This is a genomic window from Ruegeria sp. HKCCA5839, assembly GCF_013035585.1.
GTDB lineage: Bacteria > Pseudomonadota > Alphaproteobacteria > Rhodobacterales > Rhodobacteraceae > Ruegeria.
On sequence record NZ_WQIE01000005.1, the window covers coordinates 214,484 to 233,846 of the forward strand.

The following is a 19,363-nucleotide window of genomic DNA, read 5'->3' on the forward strand; positions in this document are numbered from 1 at the left end:
CAATCCAATCGGTTGGCTTTTTGAGACCGCCTAACGTCTTATCCCGATTGACTGACCGATCTGAGGCTCTGTTTCCAAATTTCTATGGTCCTGCACCATCCTGATCAGGCGATTTGCTGCCCATACTGGATAGGCCACTGATCTGCCTGTTGCATGACTGACATTCATGAACAACGCCTCTTGTGTGGCACAGAGCTGATCCCCGGTCTCCGCTATCATCTGCGCAAAATAGTGTCCGCGTTTGTGATCGGCGTCGAGCATACGAAACCGAAAGTAAAATCGTTCATCCCGTCGGATCTCACGCAGAAAATTGATATGGGACTGAAGGATATAGGGCCCCTGTCCCAGCGCCTTCACCTGCGGCTCACCCAAACCGAGATGTTCGACCATCAGCCGTTCCAGACCGATGTCAAACGCCACCCCGTAGAACCCGACATTCATATGATTGTTATAGTCGATCCAGTCCGGGAGGACTGAAAAACCGCTCAATTCTATCGGTGCATCATAGGGCCCGTCATGGCCGCTAAGAGGGTCGGTCATCTGTATCCTCCTCAAATATCGCCACCGCGCGGACGAACCCGGCAGAGGCCCCTTTGATCTTGAACGGAAAGCAGGAAATTTCGAACCCTGTAGGTGGCAGGTCTTCAAGGTTGGTCAGCTTTTCGATGTGACAATAGCCGATCTCCATCGATGCGCGATGGCCTTCCCAGATAATCGACGGGTCTTGTGTCTCCGCATATTCCTGCGCGGTCAGCGGGAAAGGAGCGTCCCAGCTCCAAGCGTCGGTGCCCGTCACGCGCACGCCGCGTTCGGTCAGATAAAGCGTCGCCTCGCGCCCGATGCCGCAGCCTTTCATCAGGTAGTCAGGCTGCCCATAGCGGGTTCCAGCCGAGGTGTTCACCACCACAATATCCAGCGGTCGCAATTCATGCCCAATGCGCTTGAGTTCCGCCGCAACATCCGCCGCAGTCGCAACATATCCGTCGTCAAAATGGCGGAAATCCAATTTTACGCCGGGATTCATGCACCATTCCAAAGGAACCTCGTCGATCGTGATCGCGCGCTCGCCTTTGTTCATGGTCGAGTGATGATGATACGGCGCGTCCAGATGCGTGCCGTTATGGGTCGCAATCTGCAGCCGTTCGATGGCCCAACCCTCGCCGCCCGGAAGATCATGTTTTTGCAGACCGGGAAAGAACCCCATGACCTGTTCGGCGGTCTGGTCGTGGGTCAGATACTCGATTTCGGGCAGCATGATGGGTGGGTCGGATACGATCCCGGTTTCCAATGGCACGGACAAATCGACGAACCGGCGGGCCATATGCTCTCCCCTTTTTCCAAACGCGAACAGGGTTGGCCGCAAGTAACCATCTGTCAAGGCAGGAAAAAGACGGGCCGCTTCGGGCCCGCCTCTTGATGCAACGGTGGTCCGGTCACTCTGCGGCGACGGCGTTTTCGATCTTTTCCACCCGGATCGCCGAGAATTTGAACTCGGGGATTTTGCCATAAGGGTCGATAGCCGAGTTGGTGAGGATATTTGCCGCCGCCTCGACATAGGCAAAAGGAATGAACACCATGTCCTCTGCAATCGCCCTGTCGGCGCGCACCATGATGTCAATGCTGCCGCGACGGGTGGTCAGGCGTATGGTTTCACCCGGTTCGATCCCCATCAGCTTGAGTGTGCGCGGGTTCATGGAACAGTTTGCCTCGGGTTCGACCGCATCCAGAACCTTGGCACGGCGGGTCATCGACCCTGTGTGCCAGTGTTCGAGTTGACGACCCGTGGTGGCAATCATCGGATAGTCCTCGTCCGGGGCCTCATCCGGTGGGATGATGCTGGCCGGGGTGAACTTTGCCTTGCCTTCAGCGCGCGGGAAACCGTCACCAAACACAATCGACTGGCCAGGATCCGTTTCGCTGAGCGAAGGATAAGTGATCGACTCGGTCTCGAGCCGTTCCCAGGTGATGTTGTCCAGAGACTCCATTGTCAGCTTCATTTCGGCAAAGACTTCAGACACATTGGTATAGTCCCAATTCAGCCCAATGCGCTGCGCCAGTTCAACGGTGATCGCCCAATCCTCTCGCGCCTCGCCCGGTGGGGCCACGGCGGGCCGCACCCGCTGTACCTGACGGTTGGTGTTCGAGACGGTGCCGTTTTTTTCGTAAAGCGCCGAGGCAGGCAGGATGATGTCGGCATAGTTCGCAGTTTCGGTCAGGAAGATATCCTGCACGATCATCAACTCCAGCTTTTCCAGCGCCGCGCGGGCGTGGTTCACATCAGGGTCCGACATCGCCGGGTTTTCGCCCAGAATATACATGCCTTTGATATTTTTGGCATAAATCTGATCGATAATCTCGGTAACGGTCAGGCCCTTCTCGTTCGAAAAGTCCTCCGAGCCCCATACCGCGTTGAACTGCGCGCGGATGTTATCATCGGTGACCGTCTTATAGTCAGGCAAAAACATCGGGATCAGACCCGCGTCTGAGGCCCCTTGAACATTGTTCTGTCCCCGCAGCGGGTGCAGACCGGCGCCCGGCTTTCCGACATTGCCGGTCATCAGCGCAAGACTGATCAGGCAGCGCGAATTGTCCGTGCCGTGAATGTGCTGACTTACGCCCATACCCCAAAAGATCAGACCGGCCTTGGCCTGCGCAAAGGTGCGCGCGACGCGGCGCAGTTGTTCCGGTTCGATCCCGCAAATCGGGGCCATCGCCTCGGGCGTGAAGGCACGCAGGTGCTCTTTCTCGGCCTCCCAATTCTCGGTCCAGCGGTGGATATACTGGCTGTCATAAAGCTCTTCTTCGACGATCACATTCATGATCGCGTTCAGCATTGAGACGTCGGCACCGGGACGGAATTGCAGCATCTCGGTCGCAAACTTGCGCATCCCGACACCACGCGGATCCATCACGATCAGCTTGCCGCCGCGCTTGGTGAATTGCTTGAAATAGGTCGCCGCAACGGGGTGGTTTTCAATCGGGTTGGCCCCGATGATGATAGCCACATCCGCATTTTCGATCTCGTTGAAGGTCGCGGTCACCGCGCCCGAGCCCACATTTTCGATCAGAGCCGCAACCGACGAAGCATGACACAGACGGGTGCAGTGATCGACGTTGTTGTGCTTGAACCCCTGCCGGATGAGCTTTTGGAACAGATAGGCTTCTTCATTGGTGCATTTGGCCGAGCCAAAGCCCGCGACGCTGCGCGGATCATGATCGCGCAGCGCCATCAGCTTTGAAGCGGCCAGATCCATCGCTTCGTCCCAAGTCGCCTCGCGGAAATGAGTGCTGAGGTTGGCGGGATCGACATTCAGACCCTTGGGCGGTGCATCCTCACGCCGGATCAGCGGTTTGGTCAGGCGATGCGGGTGGTGGATATAGTCAAAGCCGAACCGGCCCTTGACGCACAGGCGGCCTTCATTGGCAGGGCCGTTGATGCCTTCGACATATTTGACCTTACCGTCCTTGACCTTCAGCGACACCTTGCAGCCCACACCGCAGAACGGACAGACGCTTTCGGTTTCGCTGTCATAGTCCTTGCTATCGCCCCGTTGCTGATCGTCCAAAACGGTGGCGGGCATCAGCGCGCCGGTCGGGCAGGCTTGCACGCATTCGCCACAAGCCACGCAGGTGGAATCGCCCATCGGGTCGTTTTGGTCAAACACCACCTGAGCCATATGGCCGCGCCCGGCCATACCGATCACGTCATTGACCTGCACGTCGCGGCAGGCACGGACGCAGAGGTTGCAGTTGATACAGGCATCCAGATTGACCCGCATCGCCACATGGCTGTCATCCAGCAGCGGGATTTTCTCGGGCTCTTTCGCCGGGAAACGGCTGTCCGAGACACCGTTCAGCTTGGCCATATCCCAGAAATGGCTGGAGGCGTCGTGAGGCTGATCCGGCTGATCGGCGACCAGCAACTCCATCACCATCGCGCGCGATTTCTCGGCCCGGTCGGTGTCGGTCTTGACCACCATACCCTCAACAGCGGGCCGGATACATGAGGCAACCAAAGTGCGCTCGCCCTCGACCTCAACCATACAGGCGCGGCAATTTCCGTCGGGTTTGTAGCCGGGTGCCGGTTTGTGGCACAGATGCGGGATGACCAGTCCACGACCATTGGCCGCTTCCCAGATCGTGGTGCCTTCGGGCACGGTGACATCATCGCCGTTCAGATTGAAGGTGACGGTCTTGGTTGGGCTTGCGTCAAGCATGGCTACTACCTTTCACCTGTCTGCATATTTTCGATTGCTTCAACAAACTCAGCAAACAATACTTCTGTATTCGCGTTTGCTTCAGCTTGGTCTGCTAGAACCTCATCCAACCTTATTTCCTCAGCGATATCGCAGAAGTTATTCCAGCTGTCCTGAGATACACTCTCTCGGTCAGAAATCCCAAACTTGGCGAAAAGGTCTTCAATCGGCTCATGCGTAAGCACGGCTTCAATCATGGTACCGATTTCGCTGTCAGCCGAGCAACCGTGCATCTCACTATAGAATCGCCGAATTGCAGCGAAGTCTTGGTCATAGCTTCCGCTACAGATGCGCTTGGCCAAAGCCGGCATCATAACCCACTCAAAGTGGAAGAATGGAGAAACCACCCCTTCATTTGACAGTGACGCGCCATTACAAATTTCTGGCGACGCGATAGCAGGCTGGCTTAATCCCAATACCAACACGACTGAAAGAAGGCGCATCAAATCTCCTCCGAGAAATGCTTCATGACCAGGCGGATCGGGTTCGGGGCCGCCTGCCCCAGACCGCAGATCGAGGCATCGCCCATGACCTGGCACAGATCCTCCAGCAGGTCTTGATCCCATTTGTCAGCCTGCATCAGCTTGACCGCCTTTTCGCAGCCTGCGCGGCAGGGCGTACACTGGCCGCAGCTTTCATCCTCGAAGAACCGCAGCATGTTCAGCGCCGCATCGCGGGCGGTGTCCTGATCGGACAGAACCACCACCGCCGCTGAGCCGATGAAGGTGCCATGCGGTTGCAACGTGTCGAAATCCAGTGGGATATCGTCCATCGACGCAGGCAACAGGCCCGAGGACGGGCCACCTGGCTGATAGGCCTTGAAAGTTTGCCCTTCGATCATGCCCCCGGCGGCTTCGATCACGTCAAGAATGGTCGATCCGGCGGGTAACAGGTAGACACCGGGCTTCGCAACGCGGCCGGAAACAGAATAGCTGCGAAGACCCACACGGCCATTCTTTTCCGTGCTGTTCAGGCATTCCGGCCCCTCACGGCATACCTTGGCCACCCAATAGAGCGTTTCGACATTGTGCACCAATGTGGGGCGGTTGAAGACCCCAACTTGCGCTACGAAGGGTGGACGGTGACGCGGCAGGCCCTTTTTGCCTTCGATGGATTCGATCATCGCGGATTCTTCACCGCAGATATAGGCACCGGCCCCGCGTCGCAGGTCGATATACCCAGGCGCGACAATCCCGGCCTGTTCCAGCGCGGCAATCTCGCGGCGCAGGATTTCCAGCACGGCAGGGTATTCGTCGCGCATATAGACAAAGCAAGTCTCGGCCTCGACCGCCCAGGCAGCGATCAGCATGCCCTCAAGGAACAGGTGCGGTGTGCGCTCCAGATAGTAACGGTCTTTGAACGTGCCCGGCTCGCCCTCATCCCCATTCACGGCCAGATAGCGCGGGCCTTCGTTCATCCGCACAAAGCCCCATTTCTTGCCCGACGGGAAACCGGCGCCGCCCAAGCCACGCAGCCCAGAGGACAAGATGTCTTCCTGCACCTTCTCCCAATCGCCGCTGGCGCGCAGGTTCTTCAGCTTGGCGTATCCACCATTGGGCGCATAGGCCGCGAAGGTTTCATAATCCGGCAGATGCGCGTGAGTATCACCCGCAGCGATGGCCGCCTGCACTTTTTCAGGGGTCGCGTGGTCGATATGATTGTGCCCGATCTCAAGTACCGGAGCGGTGTCGCAGCGCCCCATGCAGGGCGCGCGCAGCACACGCACCAGCGACGGGTCCAGTCCATCCTCTAGCGCCTGTTTCAGCTGCTGCGCCCCGGCCATTTCGCAAGACAGGGAATCACAGACCCGAATGGTCAGCGCGGGGGGAGGTGCCTCATCTTCTTTCACCACATCAAAATGGGCATAGAAGGTGGCGGTCTCATAAATCTCGGCCTGCCCGACTCGCATTTCAACTGCCAGAGCGGCAATATGGTCGGCGCTGATATGGCCGTGGGCATCCTGGATCAAATGCAGAAATTCGATCAGCAGATCGCGGCGGCGCGGCCGGTCGCCCAGCAGGCGCATAATCTCGGCCTGCGCCTCATCCGTGAACTGGCGGCCCTTGGGCGTGTGCCGCCCCTTGCCTTTACCTGACTTCCAGACGCCCTTGGGTGCGCCCGATGGCTTGGTATCTAATGGTGCCATGATGCCCTCCGATTGAGCCTCGTGTCTCATCAGAGTATCATATCGTCAAATCGCTTATTGAAATCACACGATAACGACAGCTTATCACTATAAAGACGTCACCACCGCGCGCAAAGCGGCAACTGTAGGCAGCTCCGGCTGGCGGGCCAGGGTCGCCATGCAGATCGGTTTGCTGACCTCCGGTTCGATCAGAGGCAAGACCTTTGTGCCCTCCAGATCACCCAATGCGTGTACCAAAACGCTGGGCACCACAGTGGCCGCCAACCCTTCGCGTGCCATAACCATGGATGCGGTAAAGCCGCTGGTTTCGGCGACAATGTCCGGGTGCAGGCCCTGGTCGGAAAAAATTCGATCCAGAATACGCCGGTTCTGCATCTGTGGCTCCAGCAGGCTAAGCGGAAACTCAGCCACCCGCGCCCAGGGGATCGGCCCGCTTTCATCGGCCATATGAGACGGCACCAGCACCACATAGGTTTCTTCGTACAAAGGCTGCACCTGCCGCAGATCAGTGCCTATACTGTCGCCATAGGTGATCCCCGCATCCAGACTACCCTCATCCAGCCGGTGCTGAATAGCGGTTGAGGACATCGTCTCAATCCGAGTGACGATCCGAGGATGCGCCTGCCGCAGATGTTTGATCAACTGCCCGGTAAACGCGATGGCCGTCGGGATCACACCCAAGATAAGCGTCCCGGTTATCTCGCCTTTTGAGGCGAGAACCTGCTGCTCCAGCGCCTTCGCCTCATCCAAAATACGCCGCGCCCGCTGCACGATCATCTCGCCCTCTTCGGTCAAACCCTGAAACCGATTGGCCCGGCGCACGATCGAGACGCCCAGCCGGTCTTCAAGATTTCGGATACGCATCGAGAAAGCAGGCTGCGAAATCCCGCACTCCTCGGCGGCCTTGGCAAAATGCCGATGCCGCGCAAGGGCGTTCAGGAGCTGGAGGTCGCGGATTTCGATCATTTGGTGACCTTTCCATTGCTGATCACACCTCCTGGGTGTCTGACCCTACGCATCAAAACAATGCAGAAGCAACGGGTGTGCGTCCTGCCGGCGCGCAGAGTTATTTGGTCACAGACCGTTCGTATCTGCGCAATGCCAGCCAGAGACCGACCTTCCAAGGATGTCGCCTGGCAACGCTTTTCCACCGTTGTTGTTCCAGATCGGAAAGGTCTGCCAGCTTGCTAACATGCCGTCCGCAGAGACGAACCATGCGCTCGTCCCGCTCCATCAGCCGCTTTTCACGCTTGATCAGCCTTTGAAACCGAACCTCTATTTGACGACTTAGCGGCAACATTGGCCAAAGCCTAGTATAGCCCGCAAACTGCTTCATCAGATCCAGGATTTGGACATCGGAAGGCAAATTTAACGGCCCGCGCACCGCAGAAAACTCCGGCACGATTGCATCCAAGTGATCAGCGAGTTCCGGTTTGTGTGCGATCGCGTGATCGGTAAACGCAAACCGGTTGATGCTGCATTCCCGAGAGACAAATGCACATGTCTCTTCGTCGAAATACAGCTGGAGGCTTACGGCGTCTTCCTGACTTAGAAAAGCACATAACGCTTCAGTGCGCGCTGCCGTCGGGATGAAACGTTCGATTTCAGCAACATATGCGTCCATATTGGCGCTTAACTGCCCTTCGCGCGCATGAAACCGCCCAAGCGAGAACTGCAACTGATACAGATCCGCATGCTGCGCCATCTTGGTCCACAAAAGCCAATCACCCGCGAGCTTGCAGTCTTCGAACAACCCCGCGTCCCGCGCAGCGTGCCATAGCCATCCGCGAAAAGCAGTACCTTCTTGTTGAATACACCCAAGGTGAACACTGTCGCAAATTCCTGCGGCAATCGCTTCTCGGATTGGAAGAGTTTCAGGCCATTGCGGCTCGCGCGGGACACCCGCGACAGACGCATTGGATCTGCGCCCGGTCACCCAGGCCACATCGGTTGCAGAATGGGTAGAAACGATATTGGCAAGCGCGGCAAACGCCCCCGGCATGACAAGATCGTCGGAGTTTATCCAGGTTGCAAACGCGTCGTCGGGAAGATCGAAGGTATCAAATGCCCGTGCAAGCGCGTCATACATCCCCGCATCTGCGGCGCTTTCATAGGTCAGTTCCAAACCTTCGCAGCTTATTGGAAAAGACTGCGTTTCAATGGCATTCTTCCACCATTGGATCCTTTCAACGGTTCCATCATCCGACAACCCGTCCTGAATGTGGTATCTGATCCTGAAGCGCCCCGATTGGGAAACGACCGCCATGATCGCACGATCAATGTAGTCAACGGAATTAAACGACGGAGTAACGACGAAAACAGTCGGGATGGTCATGGAATGCTGTATCCTGAAATGAAGGCATTGATTTACGGTCGCAACCTGAGAGAAGAGCTAACCGATTTTTCCCCCAAAGGCCAAGGGCCCGGCCCGTTTAGCGCAAAGAAAGCTGTTCGCGCCGACGGGCGTGCTGAGAAATCCTCTGTATTGGTTGAATCTGAGCGCTTTGAGAGAACGGCGACGAGTAGAAGGTTTAACGGATGAACAGAATGGTTTTGGACGTCGCCAATCGCCCTGAACGCTATGTTGCACATTGACCAGCTGGTTTTACAGGAACAAACTCGCCTGATCACAGTCCGCCTTTACATACCAATCGTCGACCCTGCTAAGATTTGGCCAAACGCGGAAAAACCCTTTTGATTCCAGCAAACTGGCCAGTCCTTGACGCATTTCTGTACGGCTGTGTTCGACACACAGTGTTTGCACATCCCATCTTTCGAAATCGAAGGCTTCGAGGATATGCAACTCAGACCCTTCGGTATCGACCGACATAAAGTGAATTGTCTCAGGCGCATTTGACTCAAGCAGCAAGTCATTCAAGGAAATCGTCTCGACCTCAATGGGCGCGACCAAGCGCTTCCCTTCCCTCTCTTGTCGGTCATCTGGTTCGATATGAGCAATACGGCCAAGCAAAGCACGTTTGGGCGCCAGAAACTCAATCGTTTCACCTGTCACCGAGTAAACGCATTTCGTGGATGTCGCACAATTTCGGTTTTCGACCAACTCGGCAGCAAATCTTGGGTTGGGTTCGGCGACCACGCCAGACCAGCCGAATTCTTTTTCAAGCATATAAGTATTGCTGAGCGAAATACCGTTGGCCGCCCCGAACTCGACAAAATAGGGGTTTTGGACGCCGCGATTTACCCAAGCGGCCCATAGATCCTGAATGTGTTGAGACTTAGAAAGTCCCACCAAAGGCAACGCAAAACATAGAAAATCCTGGAATGCTGGCAGCTCATCGCCCATGTCCCGAGCCACGCCAAAGATTTTCTCGACCGCCCTCGCGCTGTCAAGGCTACATTCAACCGTGCTCAGCGGTGTTCTGTTTTCTGAAACCACGTTGTTCCCTCGATATGATGCTAAGCTATGTCTGGTGTGACGCGTTTTTCAGATGCTTCCGCACCCATAATCGGAATACGAAAAGCTGAATACAGATTAAAGTCTAACTTTGCTCTCGGCGCCGTAGGCCGATACACCCGCCAAAGGTTCCAGCGCAACGCATTTCTGTGACCGGCAAATGCTTCTGCGAAGCGCGCGCGCACGACCGGAAAAACCGCCTCTAATCCCACATACCCATCTTGATGATCAGCGCATTCAGATCGCAAGGACCATTCTCAGGTATTGAACAGAAAATGCATCACGTCGCCGTCCTTGACGATATAGCTCTTGCCTTCGGCTCGCATCTTGCCTGCCTCTTTGGCACCCTGCTCACCATTGGCGGCGACATAATCGTCATAAGCGATGGTCTCGGCACGAATGAAACCTTTTTCAAAGTCGCCATGGATCACACCAGCGGCTTTCGGCGCTGCGGTGCCGGTGCGGATGGTCCAGGCGCGGGCCTCTTTCGGGCCGACGGTGAAATAGGTCTCTAGTTTCAGCAGGTCATAGCCTGCGCGGATCAGCCGATCGAGACCGGGTTCTTCCAGACCCATTTCTTCAAGGAACATCTGGGCTTCATCGTCTTCCAGCAGGCTGATCTCTTCTTCGATCTTGGCGCTGATGATGACGTGTGAGTTGCCCTGAGCCGCGGCCATCTCGGCCACTTTGGCGGAATAAGCGTTGCCCTCGGCGGCTTCTTCTTCGGACACGTTGCAGACATAGAGTACCGGTTTGGTGGTCAGCAGTTGCAACATCTTCCAGGCTTTGGCGTCCTCGTCCGCAACCTCGACCAGACGTGCGGGTTTGCCGCTTTCCAGCATTGCTTGCGCCTCGGCCAGCAGGCGGTCCTGCTGCTGAGCCTCTTTGTCATTGCCCTTGAGCTTGCGCACCAGATTGGCGCGACGCTTTTCGATACTTTCCAGATCGGCCAGCATCAGCTCGGTCTCAATCGTGTCGGCATCGGCCACCGGATCGACGCGGCCATCCACATGGGTCACGTCGCCATCTTCGAAACAGCGGAGCACATGGGCGATGGCATCGGTCTCACGGATATTGGCCAGGAACTGGTTGCCCAGCCCTTCACCCTTTGAGGCGCCTTTGACCAGACCGGCAATGTCCACAAAGGTCATCCGCGTTGGAATGATCTGTTTCGAAGAGGCAATCTCGGCCAGTTTGTCCAATCGATCATCAGGCACCGCCACATCGCCGACATTTGGTTCAATGGTGCAAAACGGGAAATTCGCTGCCTGCGCAGCGGCGGTCTTGGTCAACGCATTAAACAAGGTCGACTTGCCCACATTGGGCAGACCCACGATTCCCATTTTAAAGCCCATTGCGGCCTCCTGAAGCATACGACTGCGTCTTCTAGGCAGCTCTGTGAAAATGCGCAACCCAAGGGATGGGATTGAAAGAAGCGGGAAGCACCTTCACGGACGTGTTACGCCTTTTGTTTTAGCGTGAGTTGAACTTACCGGTGAACCTTCCCCAAGTTTCCAATCACTGTTCAATTTTAACAAAGACATCCCCATGAAAACGACACTCACACTTATTGCGCTGACTTTGGCAGCGACTGCGGTACAAGCAGAATCCATTATTTTGGGTGCGGGCTACAAAGATTTCTCTAACAGCAATGGCGACGATCAGGCGACTTTTTCCCTAGAATACCAGCACCGACCTTTCCACGAAGCTACGCGATTTAGCGCCGGCTTGGGAGCATCCCTGACGTTCGATACAGCGGGTGATACGCATATCGCGGCTGGCTTGGTCGGTATCTATTCGTTCTCGGACCGCTGGTTCGCGGAGCTGAGTGTAATGCCGGGCTATTTCAACGCCTCGGACAACGACAATGATCTGGGCGGTAACTTCCAGATCCGAAGTCTGTTGGGTGTCGGCTACTCTCTGGACAATGGCAACGCAATCTCACTGGCTGTGACACATTTTTCAAATGCCAGCACAGATAGCTTCAACCCGGGTGTGAACGCCGTGTTCCTGAGGTATCATATCGGGTTTTAGGCTGAACCGTACCGGTGGGATTGATTTCCGGCCAAAGTTTCTGCACATCATGCTTGAACCTGAAGACAAGGACAGCAGATGACCCGTATCGACGCAAAATTCGCCGCTTTGAAGGCCGATGGAAAAAAGGCGTTTGTTGCCTATGTGATGGCCGGGGACCCTGACTTTGACACTTCATTGGAAATCGTCAAAGGGTTGCCCGGTGCCGGTGTCGACGTGATCGAGTTGGGCTTGCCGTTCACGGACCCGATGGCGGATGGCCCTACCATTCAAGCGGCAGGTCAGCGTGCCCTGGATCAGGGGATGACCTTGCAACGCACGCTGGATCTGGCCCGACAGTTCCGCGAGACAGATGACACCACGCCCATCGTCCTGATGGGATATTACAACCCGATCTACAGCCGCGGGGTCGATACCTTTCTGGCCGAGGCAAAAGCCGCGGGCATAGATGGCCTCATTGTCGTGGATCTGCCGCCAGAGGAAGACGCCGAGCTGTGTTTGCCGGCGCAAGCCGCCGGGTTGAACTTTATACGATTGGCTACTCCTACCACCGATGACGCTCGCCTGCCGCGCGTTCTGCAAAACACATCAGGCTTCGTCTATTATGTGTCGATCACCGGGATTACAGGTTCCGCCGAGGCGCAGGCCACCGATGTTGGGCCCGAAGTTGCCCGGATCAAGGCAGCAACCGAGCTTCCCGTGATCGTCGGGTTCGGCATCAACACTCCGGAACGATCACGCAATATCGCCAGCGTGTCTGACGGCGCGGTTGTTGGCTCGGCGATTGTCAGCCAAATCGCAGCAGGTAAACCTGTTCAGGATGTCTTGAGCTTTGTGAAAACCCTATCCGATGGGGCACATTCCGCCTAACGTCTGCCGCCTGAAACTGGCCGTTCGACACTGGAATTCAGCACCATTGCGCCGCAGTTGACACAGGTCAGCTGCGGCTTTTCGTTTCAGGCCCCAATTGAACACCGCTTGGCAGTTGCAGCACTCTTGGTAAATTGGTAAAGTTATTTAACCAATCGAAAGAGCCCTCTTCATGCCTGTCATTACAAATATCGACGACCTCAAGCGGATCTACGAACGCCGCGTCCCACGCATGTTTTTCGACTATGCAGAAAGCGGCAGTTGGACCGAGCAAACCTTCCGCGAGAACAGTTCCGACTTTGAAGACATCCGTCTGCGCCAGCGCGTGGCCGTTGACATGACTGGCCGCACAACAGCAACGCAAATGATCGGCGAAGACGTGGCCATGCCCGTCGCTTTGGCTCCTGTTGGCCTGACCGGCATGCAGCACGCGGATGGTGAGATCAAGGCAGCCAAGGCGGCAGAAGATTTCGGCGTGCCCTTCACATTGTCGACGATGTCCATCAACTCGATCGAGGATGTGGCGGAAGCGACAAGCAAACCTTTCTGGTTCCAACTCTACACCATGAAAGACGAGGATTATGTCAATCGCCTGATCCAGCGCGCCAAAGACGCGAACTGTTCAGCACTTGTAATTACGCTTGACCTGCAGATCCTGGGGCAGCGCCACAAGGATCTGAAAAACGGCCTGTCCGCTCCGCCCAAATTAACGCCCAGAACCATCGCGAACCTGATGACAAAATGGGCCTGGGGCATTGAAATGCTGGGCGCCAAACGACGCGAGTTCGGCAATATCGTGGGGCATGTGGATACCATCACGGATACCACCTCTTTGGGCACCTGGACGGCAGAACAGTTTGACCCGAGCCTGGATTGGGGCAAGGTCGAGAAGCTTATGGAAAAGTGGGGCGGCAAAGTAATCCTCAAAGGTATCCTGGACGCCGAAGACGCTAAAATGGCCGCCAAGCTGGGCGCGGATGCCATTGTTGTGTCAAACCATGGTGGGCGGCAGTTGGACGGGGCGCTCAGCTCGATCCGTGTGTTGCCTGAAATCATGGATGCGGTGGGATCCGATATCGAGGTTCATCTCGACAGCGGCATCCGGTCTGGTCAGGACGTGCTGAAAGCTCTGGCCCTTGGCGCCAAAGGCACCTTTATCGGACGCGCCTTCATCTATGGGCTGGGCGCGATGGGGCAGAAAGGTGTCACCACGGCGCTAGAGGTCATACGTAAGGAGCTGGATACGACCATGGCACTCTGCGGTGAGCGTAATGTAAGCGCACTTGGCCGACACAACCTGCTGATCCCCGAGGATTTCGGTGGACGATGGCAAGAGAAATAACAGCAAAAGCGGGCGCTGCCCCCGACGCGGCAAGCTGCGACTCTCCCGGATATTTGCGGTCAGATGAAGCAGGGGATCCGTTCTTCATCTGGCGATAAATATCCCGGAGCGCGAGGCAGAGCCTGGCAAAATGAAAACCTGCCAAAAAGCCCTTTCCAAACTCGGTGAATCAAGCTAAGGACGCGGCTTCACGCGGGCATACAGCCTTGGAGGATGCCCGCCCTAACTTTGGAGAATTTATCATGGCTGGAGAGATTCCTGATCTCGTAGCTCTGGAACGGACGGGGACAGGCAAGGGCGCCGCTCGTCAGGCACGCCGCGACGGCATGGTTCCGGGCATTGTATTTGGTGGCGACAAAGATCCGCTGCCGATTCAGATCCCGTTCAACGAGTTGTTCAAGCGCCTGAAAGCGGGTCGGTTCAAGTCGACCCTGTGGAACCTGAAGGTAGACGGCCACGAAGACGTGCGCGTCATCTGCCGTGACGTTCAGCGGGACGTGGTCAAAGATCTGCCGACCCACCTGGACCTGATGCGCCTGCGCCGGACCACCAAGATCGCGCTGTTCATCCCGGTTGAGTTCATCAACGAGGAAGAAGCCCCCGGGATCAAGAAAGGCGGCGTTCTGACCGTTATTCGCCCGGAAATCGAACTGGTCTGCACCGCCGGAGAAATCCCCGAAAAGATCACCATCGATCTGACCGGTCTGAACATCAACGACGTTGTCACGATCTCGTCTGTTGAACTGCCAGCGGGCACCAAGCCGACCATCGACCGTGACTTTGTGATTGCAAACATCTCGGCCCCGACAGGCTTGTCGACTGACGACGAAGACGAAGGTGGCGAAGACGAAGCCATTACAGAAGAGGTCGCTGAGGCAGCCGAAGAATAAGTCTGAACTCAGGCTATAGAACGCAAGAACGGGGCTCGCACAGAGCCCCGTTTTTTGTTTGAGCCTAAGACTGGAAATCGTGGCATGTTCCATGCCATCACATCGCGGCAAGAAATACAGGGGCACGTGTTATGAAATTGTTTGTGGGTCTGGGCAATCCAGGGTCAAAATATGCGCGCAACCGGCACAATATCGGCTTCATGGCGCTGGACCGGATCGCCGAGGATCACGGCTTTGGGCCTTGGAAGTCGAAGTTTCAGGCAGAGGTATCCGAGGGTCGTTTGGGCCGCGAAAAAGTTCTGTTGGTCAAGCCACAGACGTTCATGAACCGCTCTGGTCAGTCGGTTGGCGAAGCCATGCGGTTCTACAAGCTCGACTCCACCGATGTAACAGTCTTTCACGACGAATTGGACCTGGCCCCGGGAAAAGTTCGTGTCAAAGCAGGCGGTGGCCATGCAGGGCATAACGGGTTGCGATCGATCCATGAACATATCAGCCCGGCCTATGACCGCGTGCGCCTGGGCATCGGCCACCCCGGACGGAAAGAGATGGTGTCCCCGTATGTGCTGGGGGATTTTGCCAAGGCCGATGGGGAATGGCTTGAGGATGTTCTACGCGGCGTAGCCGATGGTGCGGTCTACCTCGCCGATGGAGATAGTGGGAAGTTCATGAACGCTGTTGCGCAAAGAACTGCACCACCGCGTTCATCGAAATCGGCAGAAAAGCCACGAGAGAAGGCTAACCCCAAGCCCGAAGCTCTGCCCGAAGCCGACACGCGTTCAGCCATGCAGAAACTACTGGACAAGTTCAAATAACCTGAGATGTCCTGCCGCGACGTTCTGATTGCTTAACGTCGAAAGCCGCGCTCCTATGTTGGGTAAACAAGGGAGGGGGGCGATGAGATCATTGCTAAAATGGCTGCTGCGTATCGTGTTGGCTCTGGCTCTGGCTGCGGTCGTGGTTGGGCTGTGGAAGCGCGAAGAATTGATGCGCCTGATGGCCGTCAACTCGCTGTTTTCAGAAGAGAAGATCGTCCAAAACTTCTCGAATATGGATGACGCTTTCCTGACCGTAACGGTGCCCCGCGGCGATGGCCCCACGTGGGAACTGCCCTACGGTCCGGACTTTGATCTGCCAGACGGTGCGGCCAAATGGATTGAGGATCGTTCCGTGACCTCGCTTTTGGTGCTGCATGACGGCGAAATCCGGTTCGAGGAATACTATCTGGGCACCGGCTCCGACGACCGCCGCATCTCTTGGTCCGTTGCGAAAAGTTATCTGTCGTCTTTGCTGGGTATCTTGCTGGCCGAAGGGGCCATCGGGTCGCTGGACGATCCAGTGGTCAAATACGCACCAGAACTGAGTGGTGGTGCCTATGACGGGGCTACGATCCGCAACGTGTTGAATATGGCCAGCGGCGTCACCTTTGACGAGGACTATCTGGATTATAACTCGGACATCAACAGGATGGGCCGTGTGGTGGCCCTGGGCGGAGAACTGGACGACTTTACCGCAGCACTTCAGAACCGTTTCACAAATCCCGGGGAAACATGGCAATATGTATCCATAGATACCCACGTGATCGGGATGGTTATCCGTGGTGCCACAGGCCGCAGCATCGCTGATCTATTGGCTGAACGCATCATCGCGCCGCTTGGGTTGGAGCGTGACGGGTACTACATCACCGACGGTGCCGGAGTCGCTTTTGTTCTGGGTGGTTTGAACTTCACCACGCGGGACTATGCGCGTTTCGCTCAGGTGATCCTGCAGAACGGAGTACGCGACGGCCAGCAGATGATACCCGCAGACTGGATTGCCGAGGCCACGTGGCCAAGTGCGCCAACAGCGGCTGGCAAGATCGGGTACGGATATCAGTGGTGGATCCCTATTGGCGCGCATGAAGGCGAATTCTTGGCGCGTGGCGTTTATGGCCAATACATCTACTTTGATCAGGCTCGGGGCGTTGTGATCGTGTCAACTGGAGCGGATCGCCGGTTTCGCGAAAACGGGGTCAATGAAGAGAATATCGAAATGTTCCGCAAGATCGCAGAAAACCTGTAAGCTGGCATCATGCAGAAACAAGACAGCATAAACGTTTTGGGGGGTGTTCTTGCCCCATGCTCTCGGAAACCGCTGACCGGGTTCTTTCGGGATGGCGCGTGCAATACCTGTGCCGAGGATCAGGGCAGCCATACGGTCTGCGCCGTGATGACAGCCGAATTTCTGGCCTATTCGAAATATGTCGGCAATGACCTGAGCACGCCGCGGCCAGAGTTTGACTTTCCCGGTCTCAAGCCCGGCGACAGCTGGTGCCTGTGTGCGGGTCGTTTTCTGCAGGCCCATGATGAGGGCTGCGCACCCAAAGTGCATCTGGAGGCCACACATCAACGCGCTCTGGATATTGTTCCGCTGAAAATACTCAAAGCCAACAGCCTAGATGAGTAATCCGGGTCAAACAGCTATTGCACGGTATCCGCGAGATGTCCTTGAAGGTGGACCGGTGGGAAAGCTGTGCTGCGCTTTTAGGTCCCAGCCTGCAGCGTTCAGCATTTGCTCAACCGCTTCTGGGCGATAGGATTTGTGACGCCACTGCAACCAGATGATTGCGTTGCACCAATGCGGTTTGCTGACAACCAACCACAGCGGCGCGCCCGGAACGACCAGAGCACGCATATGCTGCAAAGCCGAAACAGGATCGGCGCAATGTTCCAGAACATGAGCCGCCAACAGACAGTCATGCAGGGACGTAGGCCGATAATCTTCAAGGCGTTCGGGGATGGCTTCTGCACTTGCGCCGCGCGCCGACAGCGACTTTTGAGCCTGTGTCAACATCGCCGCCGAAGGTTCAAGCAACGAGATTCTACCCGAAGAGTGAATGACGGCACGGGCCTCGGCAAAAGCCCCGGTTCCGCATCCGATGTCGAGCGCGTTTTGGCCTAAAGGCGCCGAAGGGTCAGAAGAGAGAAACCCAAGATAGGCATCGAAATACCCCAACAACCGCATCTTGTCGCTCCAGCCTGCCGCAGCCGCGTCGTATTTGCGGTCAAGCTGTGCCGGGGATTGGGATGATGACGGGCTGCGCATGTCGCGCAACCTGCCACGTTTCAAAACAATAGCAAAGCTCAGTCTGCGGTGCGTCCTTCGGTATCTGACATGTCGAAGTTCAGATATTTAGCAACGGTCTGCACGTCCTTGTCACCGCGTCCGCACATGTTCATGCAGATCAGGTGATCTGAGGGCAGATCGGGCGCGATCTTCATGACATGGGCCAGCGCGTGGCAAGGTTCCAACGCCGGGATAATGCCTTCGGTGGCGCAGCAAAGTTGGAACGCGTCCAGTGCTTCCTTGTCGGTGATCGAGACATAGTTGGCGCGGCCGATATCGTGCAGCCAGGAATGCTCGGGGCCAATGCCTGGGTAATCCAGACCGGCCGAGATCGAATACCCTTCGAGGATCTGCCCATCATCATCCTGCAGCAGGTAGGTGCGGTTGCCATGCAGCACTCCGGGGCGCCCGCCGGTCAGCGAGGCGCAATGCTCCATCTTTTCGTTTACACCTTTACCGCCCGCCTCAACACCGATGATGTTGACGTCCTTATCGTCGAGGAACGGATAGAACAGGCCCATCGCGTTTGACCCGCCACCGATGGCAGCAATGATCGTATCGGGCAGACGGCCTTCGGCCTTCATCATCTGCTCTTTGGCTTCCTTACCGATGATCGACTGGAAATCGCGCACCATGGCCGGATAGGGATGCGGCCCGGCGACGGTGCCGATGCAGTAGAACGTGTCGCGCACATTGGTGACCCAATCGCGCAGCGCGTCGTTCATGGCGTCTTTCAGCGTGCCGCGACCTGAGGTCACCGGAATCACCTCGGCCCCCAGCAGGCGCATGCGGAACACGTTGGGCGCCTGACGCTGCACATCATGCGCGCCCATATAGACGATACATTTCAAGCCGAACTTGGCGCAGACGGTTGCGGTGGCGACACCATGCTGCCCTGCCCCTGTCTCGGCGATGATCCGTGTCTTGCCCATGCGCCGCGCCAGAATGATCTGGCCCAGCACATTGTTGATCTTATGCGCGCCGGTGTGGTTCAGCTCATCGCGCTTAAGATAGATCTTAGCGCCACCCAGATGCTCGGTCAGGCGTTCTGCAAAATAGAGCGGCGACGGGCGGCCGACATAGTTGGCCCACAGATCATCCATCTCGGCCCAGAAGGTCGGATCATCCTTGGCTTTGTCATATTCCTCTTCCAGCGACAGGATCAGCGGCATCAGAGTTTCGCTGACAAAACGTCCGCCGAAAATGCCGAAACGCCCCTGCTCATCGGGGCCGGACATGAAGGAATTGAAAAGATCGTTGGCCATGGGTGTCTCCCTCGTCATACCCGTTGTTCATAGGAGGTAG

The 19,363-nt window shown here is 56.5% G+C and carries 19 protein-coding genes; 8 read left to right on the top strand and 11 right to left on the bottom strand.

From position 1 onward, the window contains the following. Positions 1–30: 30 nt before the first annotated feature. The 7 genes from GOV38_RS15025 to GOV38_RS15055 form a co-directional block, all read right to left on the bottom strand. Positions 31–540, bottom strand: coding sequence for a thioesterase family protein (locus GOV38_RS15025; RefSeq protein WP_171209467.1), 510 nt, complete (start codon positions 538–540; stop codon positions 31–33). Continuing rightward, the gene (locus tag GOV38_RS15030; RefSeq protein ID WP_171209466.1) at positions 524–1,321 is read right to left on the bottom strand and encodes a cyclase family protein; all 798 of its coding nucleotides are present in this window, start codon (positions 1,319–1,321) and stop codon (positions 524–526) included. Before GOV38_RS15030 ends, GOV38_RS15025 begins: the two co-directional genes overlap by 17 nt. Positions 1,322–1,433: 112 nt before the next feature. Then, a complete protein-coding gene (fdhF, locus tag GOV38_RS15035) occupies positions 1,434–4,217 on the bottom strand; it encodes a formate dehydrogenase subunit alpha (protein WP_171209465.1) in 2,784 nt (927 codons plus the stop codon). 5 nt (positions 4,218–4,222) lie between these two features. Continuing rightward, positions 4,223–4,699, bottom strand: a complete 477-nt coding sequence (locus tag GOV38_RS15040; protein WP_171209464.1) for a hypothetical protein — start codon at positions 4,697–4,699, stop codon at positions 4,223–4,225. Beyond that, complete coding sequence (locus GOV38_RS15045) at positions 4,699–6,402, bottom strand: NAD(P)H-dependent oxidoreductase subunit E (protein ID WP_171209463.1); 1,704 nt, start codon at positions 6,400–6,402, stop codon at positions 4,699–4,701. The genes GOV38_RS15040 and GOV38_RS15045 overlap by 1 nt, the downstream gene beginning before the upstream one ends. An 87-nt stretch (positions 6,403–6,489) precedes the next feature. After that, positions 6,490–7,368: a LysR family transcriptional regulator gene (locus GOV38_RS15050; protein WP_171209462.1), complete on the bottom strand. Its 879-nt coding sequence runs from the start codon at positions 7,366–7,368 to the stop codon at positions 6,490–6,492. Between the two features lie 100 nt (positions 7,369–7,468). Continuing rightward, positions 7,469–8,737 (bottom strand): hypothetical protein, encoded by a 1,269-nt coding sequence (locus GOV38_RS15055; RefSeq protein ID WP_171209461.1) that lies wholly within the window; start codon positions 8,735–8,737, stop codon positions 7,469–7,471. Between the two features lie 3 nt (positions 8,738–8,740). On the opposite strand from GOV38_RS15055, the gene GOV38_RS15060 reads away from it, so the two are divergent. Continuing rightward, positions 8,741–8,944, top strand: coding sequence for a hypothetical protein (locus GOV38_RS15060; protein ID WP_171209460.1), 204 nt, complete (start codon positions 8,741–8,743; stop codon positions 8,942–8,944). 63 nt (positions 8,945–9,007) lie between these two features. Here the strand turns inward: GOV38_RS15060 and GOV38_RS15065 are convergent, their stop codons facing one another. Next, positions 9,008–9,706, bottom strand: a complete 699-nt coding sequence (locus tag GOV38_RS15065; protein WP_217352095.1) for an FkbM family methyltransferase — start codon at positions 9,704–9,706, stop codon at positions 9,008–9,010. A gap of 368 nt (positions 9,707–10,074) precedes the next feature. Next, positions 10,075–11,172 carry a redox-regulated ATPase YchF gene (ychF, locus tag GOV38_RS15070; RefSeq protein WP_171209458.1) on the bottom strand — a complete coding sequence of 366 codons (1,098 nt, stop codon included), beginning with the start codon at positions 11,170–11,172 and terminating at the stop codon, positions 10,075–10,077. Between the two features lie 193 nt (positions 11,173–11,365). Here ychF and GOV38_RS15075 point away from each other — a divergent pair, with 193 nt between their 5' ends. From GOV38_RS15075 to GOV38_RS15105, 7 genes are all read left to right on the top strand, one after another. Beyond that, positions 11,366–11,851 carry an acyloxyacyl hydrolase gene (locus GOV38_RS15075; protein WP_171131580.1) on the top strand — a complete coding sequence of 162 codons (486 nt, stop codon included), beginning with the start codon at positions 11,366–11,368 and terminating at the stop codon, positions 11,849–11,851. Positions 11,852–11,929: 78 nt separating this feature from the next. After that, positions 11,930–12,721 carry a tryptophan synthase subunit alpha gene (trpA, locus tag GOV38_RS15080; RefSeq protein ID WP_171131582.1) on the top strand — a complete coding sequence of 264 codons (792 nt, stop codon included), beginning with the start codon at positions 11,930–11,932 and terminating at the stop codon, positions 12,719–12,721. A gap of 172 nt (positions 12,722–12,893) precedes the next feature. Then, positions 12,894–14,063, top strand: coding sequence for an alpha-hydroxy acid oxidase (locus GOV38_RS15085; RefSeq protein WP_171209457.1), 1,170 nt, complete (start codon positions 12,894–12,896; stop codon positions 14,061–14,063). A gap of 242 nt (positions 14,064–14,305) precedes the next feature. After that, on the top strand, positions 14,306–14,953 hold the full coding sequence (locus GOV38_RS15090; protein ID WP_171209456.1) for a 50S ribosomal protein L25/general stress protein Ctc: 648 nt from the start codon (positions 14,306–14,308) through the stop codon (positions 14,951–14,953). Between the two features lie 131 nt (positions 14,954–15,084). Continuing rightward, positions 15,085–15,768, top strand: a complete 684-nt coding sequence (gene pth / locus GOV38_RS15095; RefSeq protein WP_171209455.1) for an aminoacyl-tRNA hydrolase — start codon at positions 15,085–15,087, stop codon at positions 15,766–15,768. Positions 15,769–15,850: 82 nt separating this feature from the next. Continuing rightward, on the top strand, positions 15,851–17,014 hold the full coding sequence (locus GOV38_RS15100) for a serine hydrolase (protein ID WP_171209454.1): 1,164 nt from the start codon (positions 15,851–15,853) through the stop codon (positions 17,012–17,014). Between the two features lie 9 nt (positions 17,015–17,023). Then, entirely contained in the window at positions 17,024–17,398 is a 375-nt protein-coding gene (locus GOV38_RS15105) for a DUF2237 family protein (RefSeq protein ID WP_171209453.1), read from the top strand. 6 nt (positions 17,399–17,404) lie between these two features. On the opposite strand, the gene GOV38_RS15110 is transcribed toward GOV38_RS15105, so the two are convergent. Both GOV38_RS15110 and trpB read right to left on the bottom strand, forming a co-directional pair. Beyond that, positions 17,405–18,037, bottom strand: a complete 633-nt coding sequence (locus GOV38_RS15110) for a class I SAM-dependent methyltransferase (protein WP_254430587.1) — start codon at positions 18,035–18,037, stop codon at positions 17,405–17,407. Between the two features lie 38 nt (positions 18,038–18,075). Beyond that, complete coding sequence (gene trpB, locus GOV38_RS15115) at positions 18,076–19,323, bottom strand: tryptophan synthase subunit beta (protein WP_171100527.1); 1,248 nt, start codon at positions 19,321–19,323, stop codon at positions 18,076–18,078. Between the last annotated feature and the right edge of the window lie 40 nt (positions 19,324–19,363).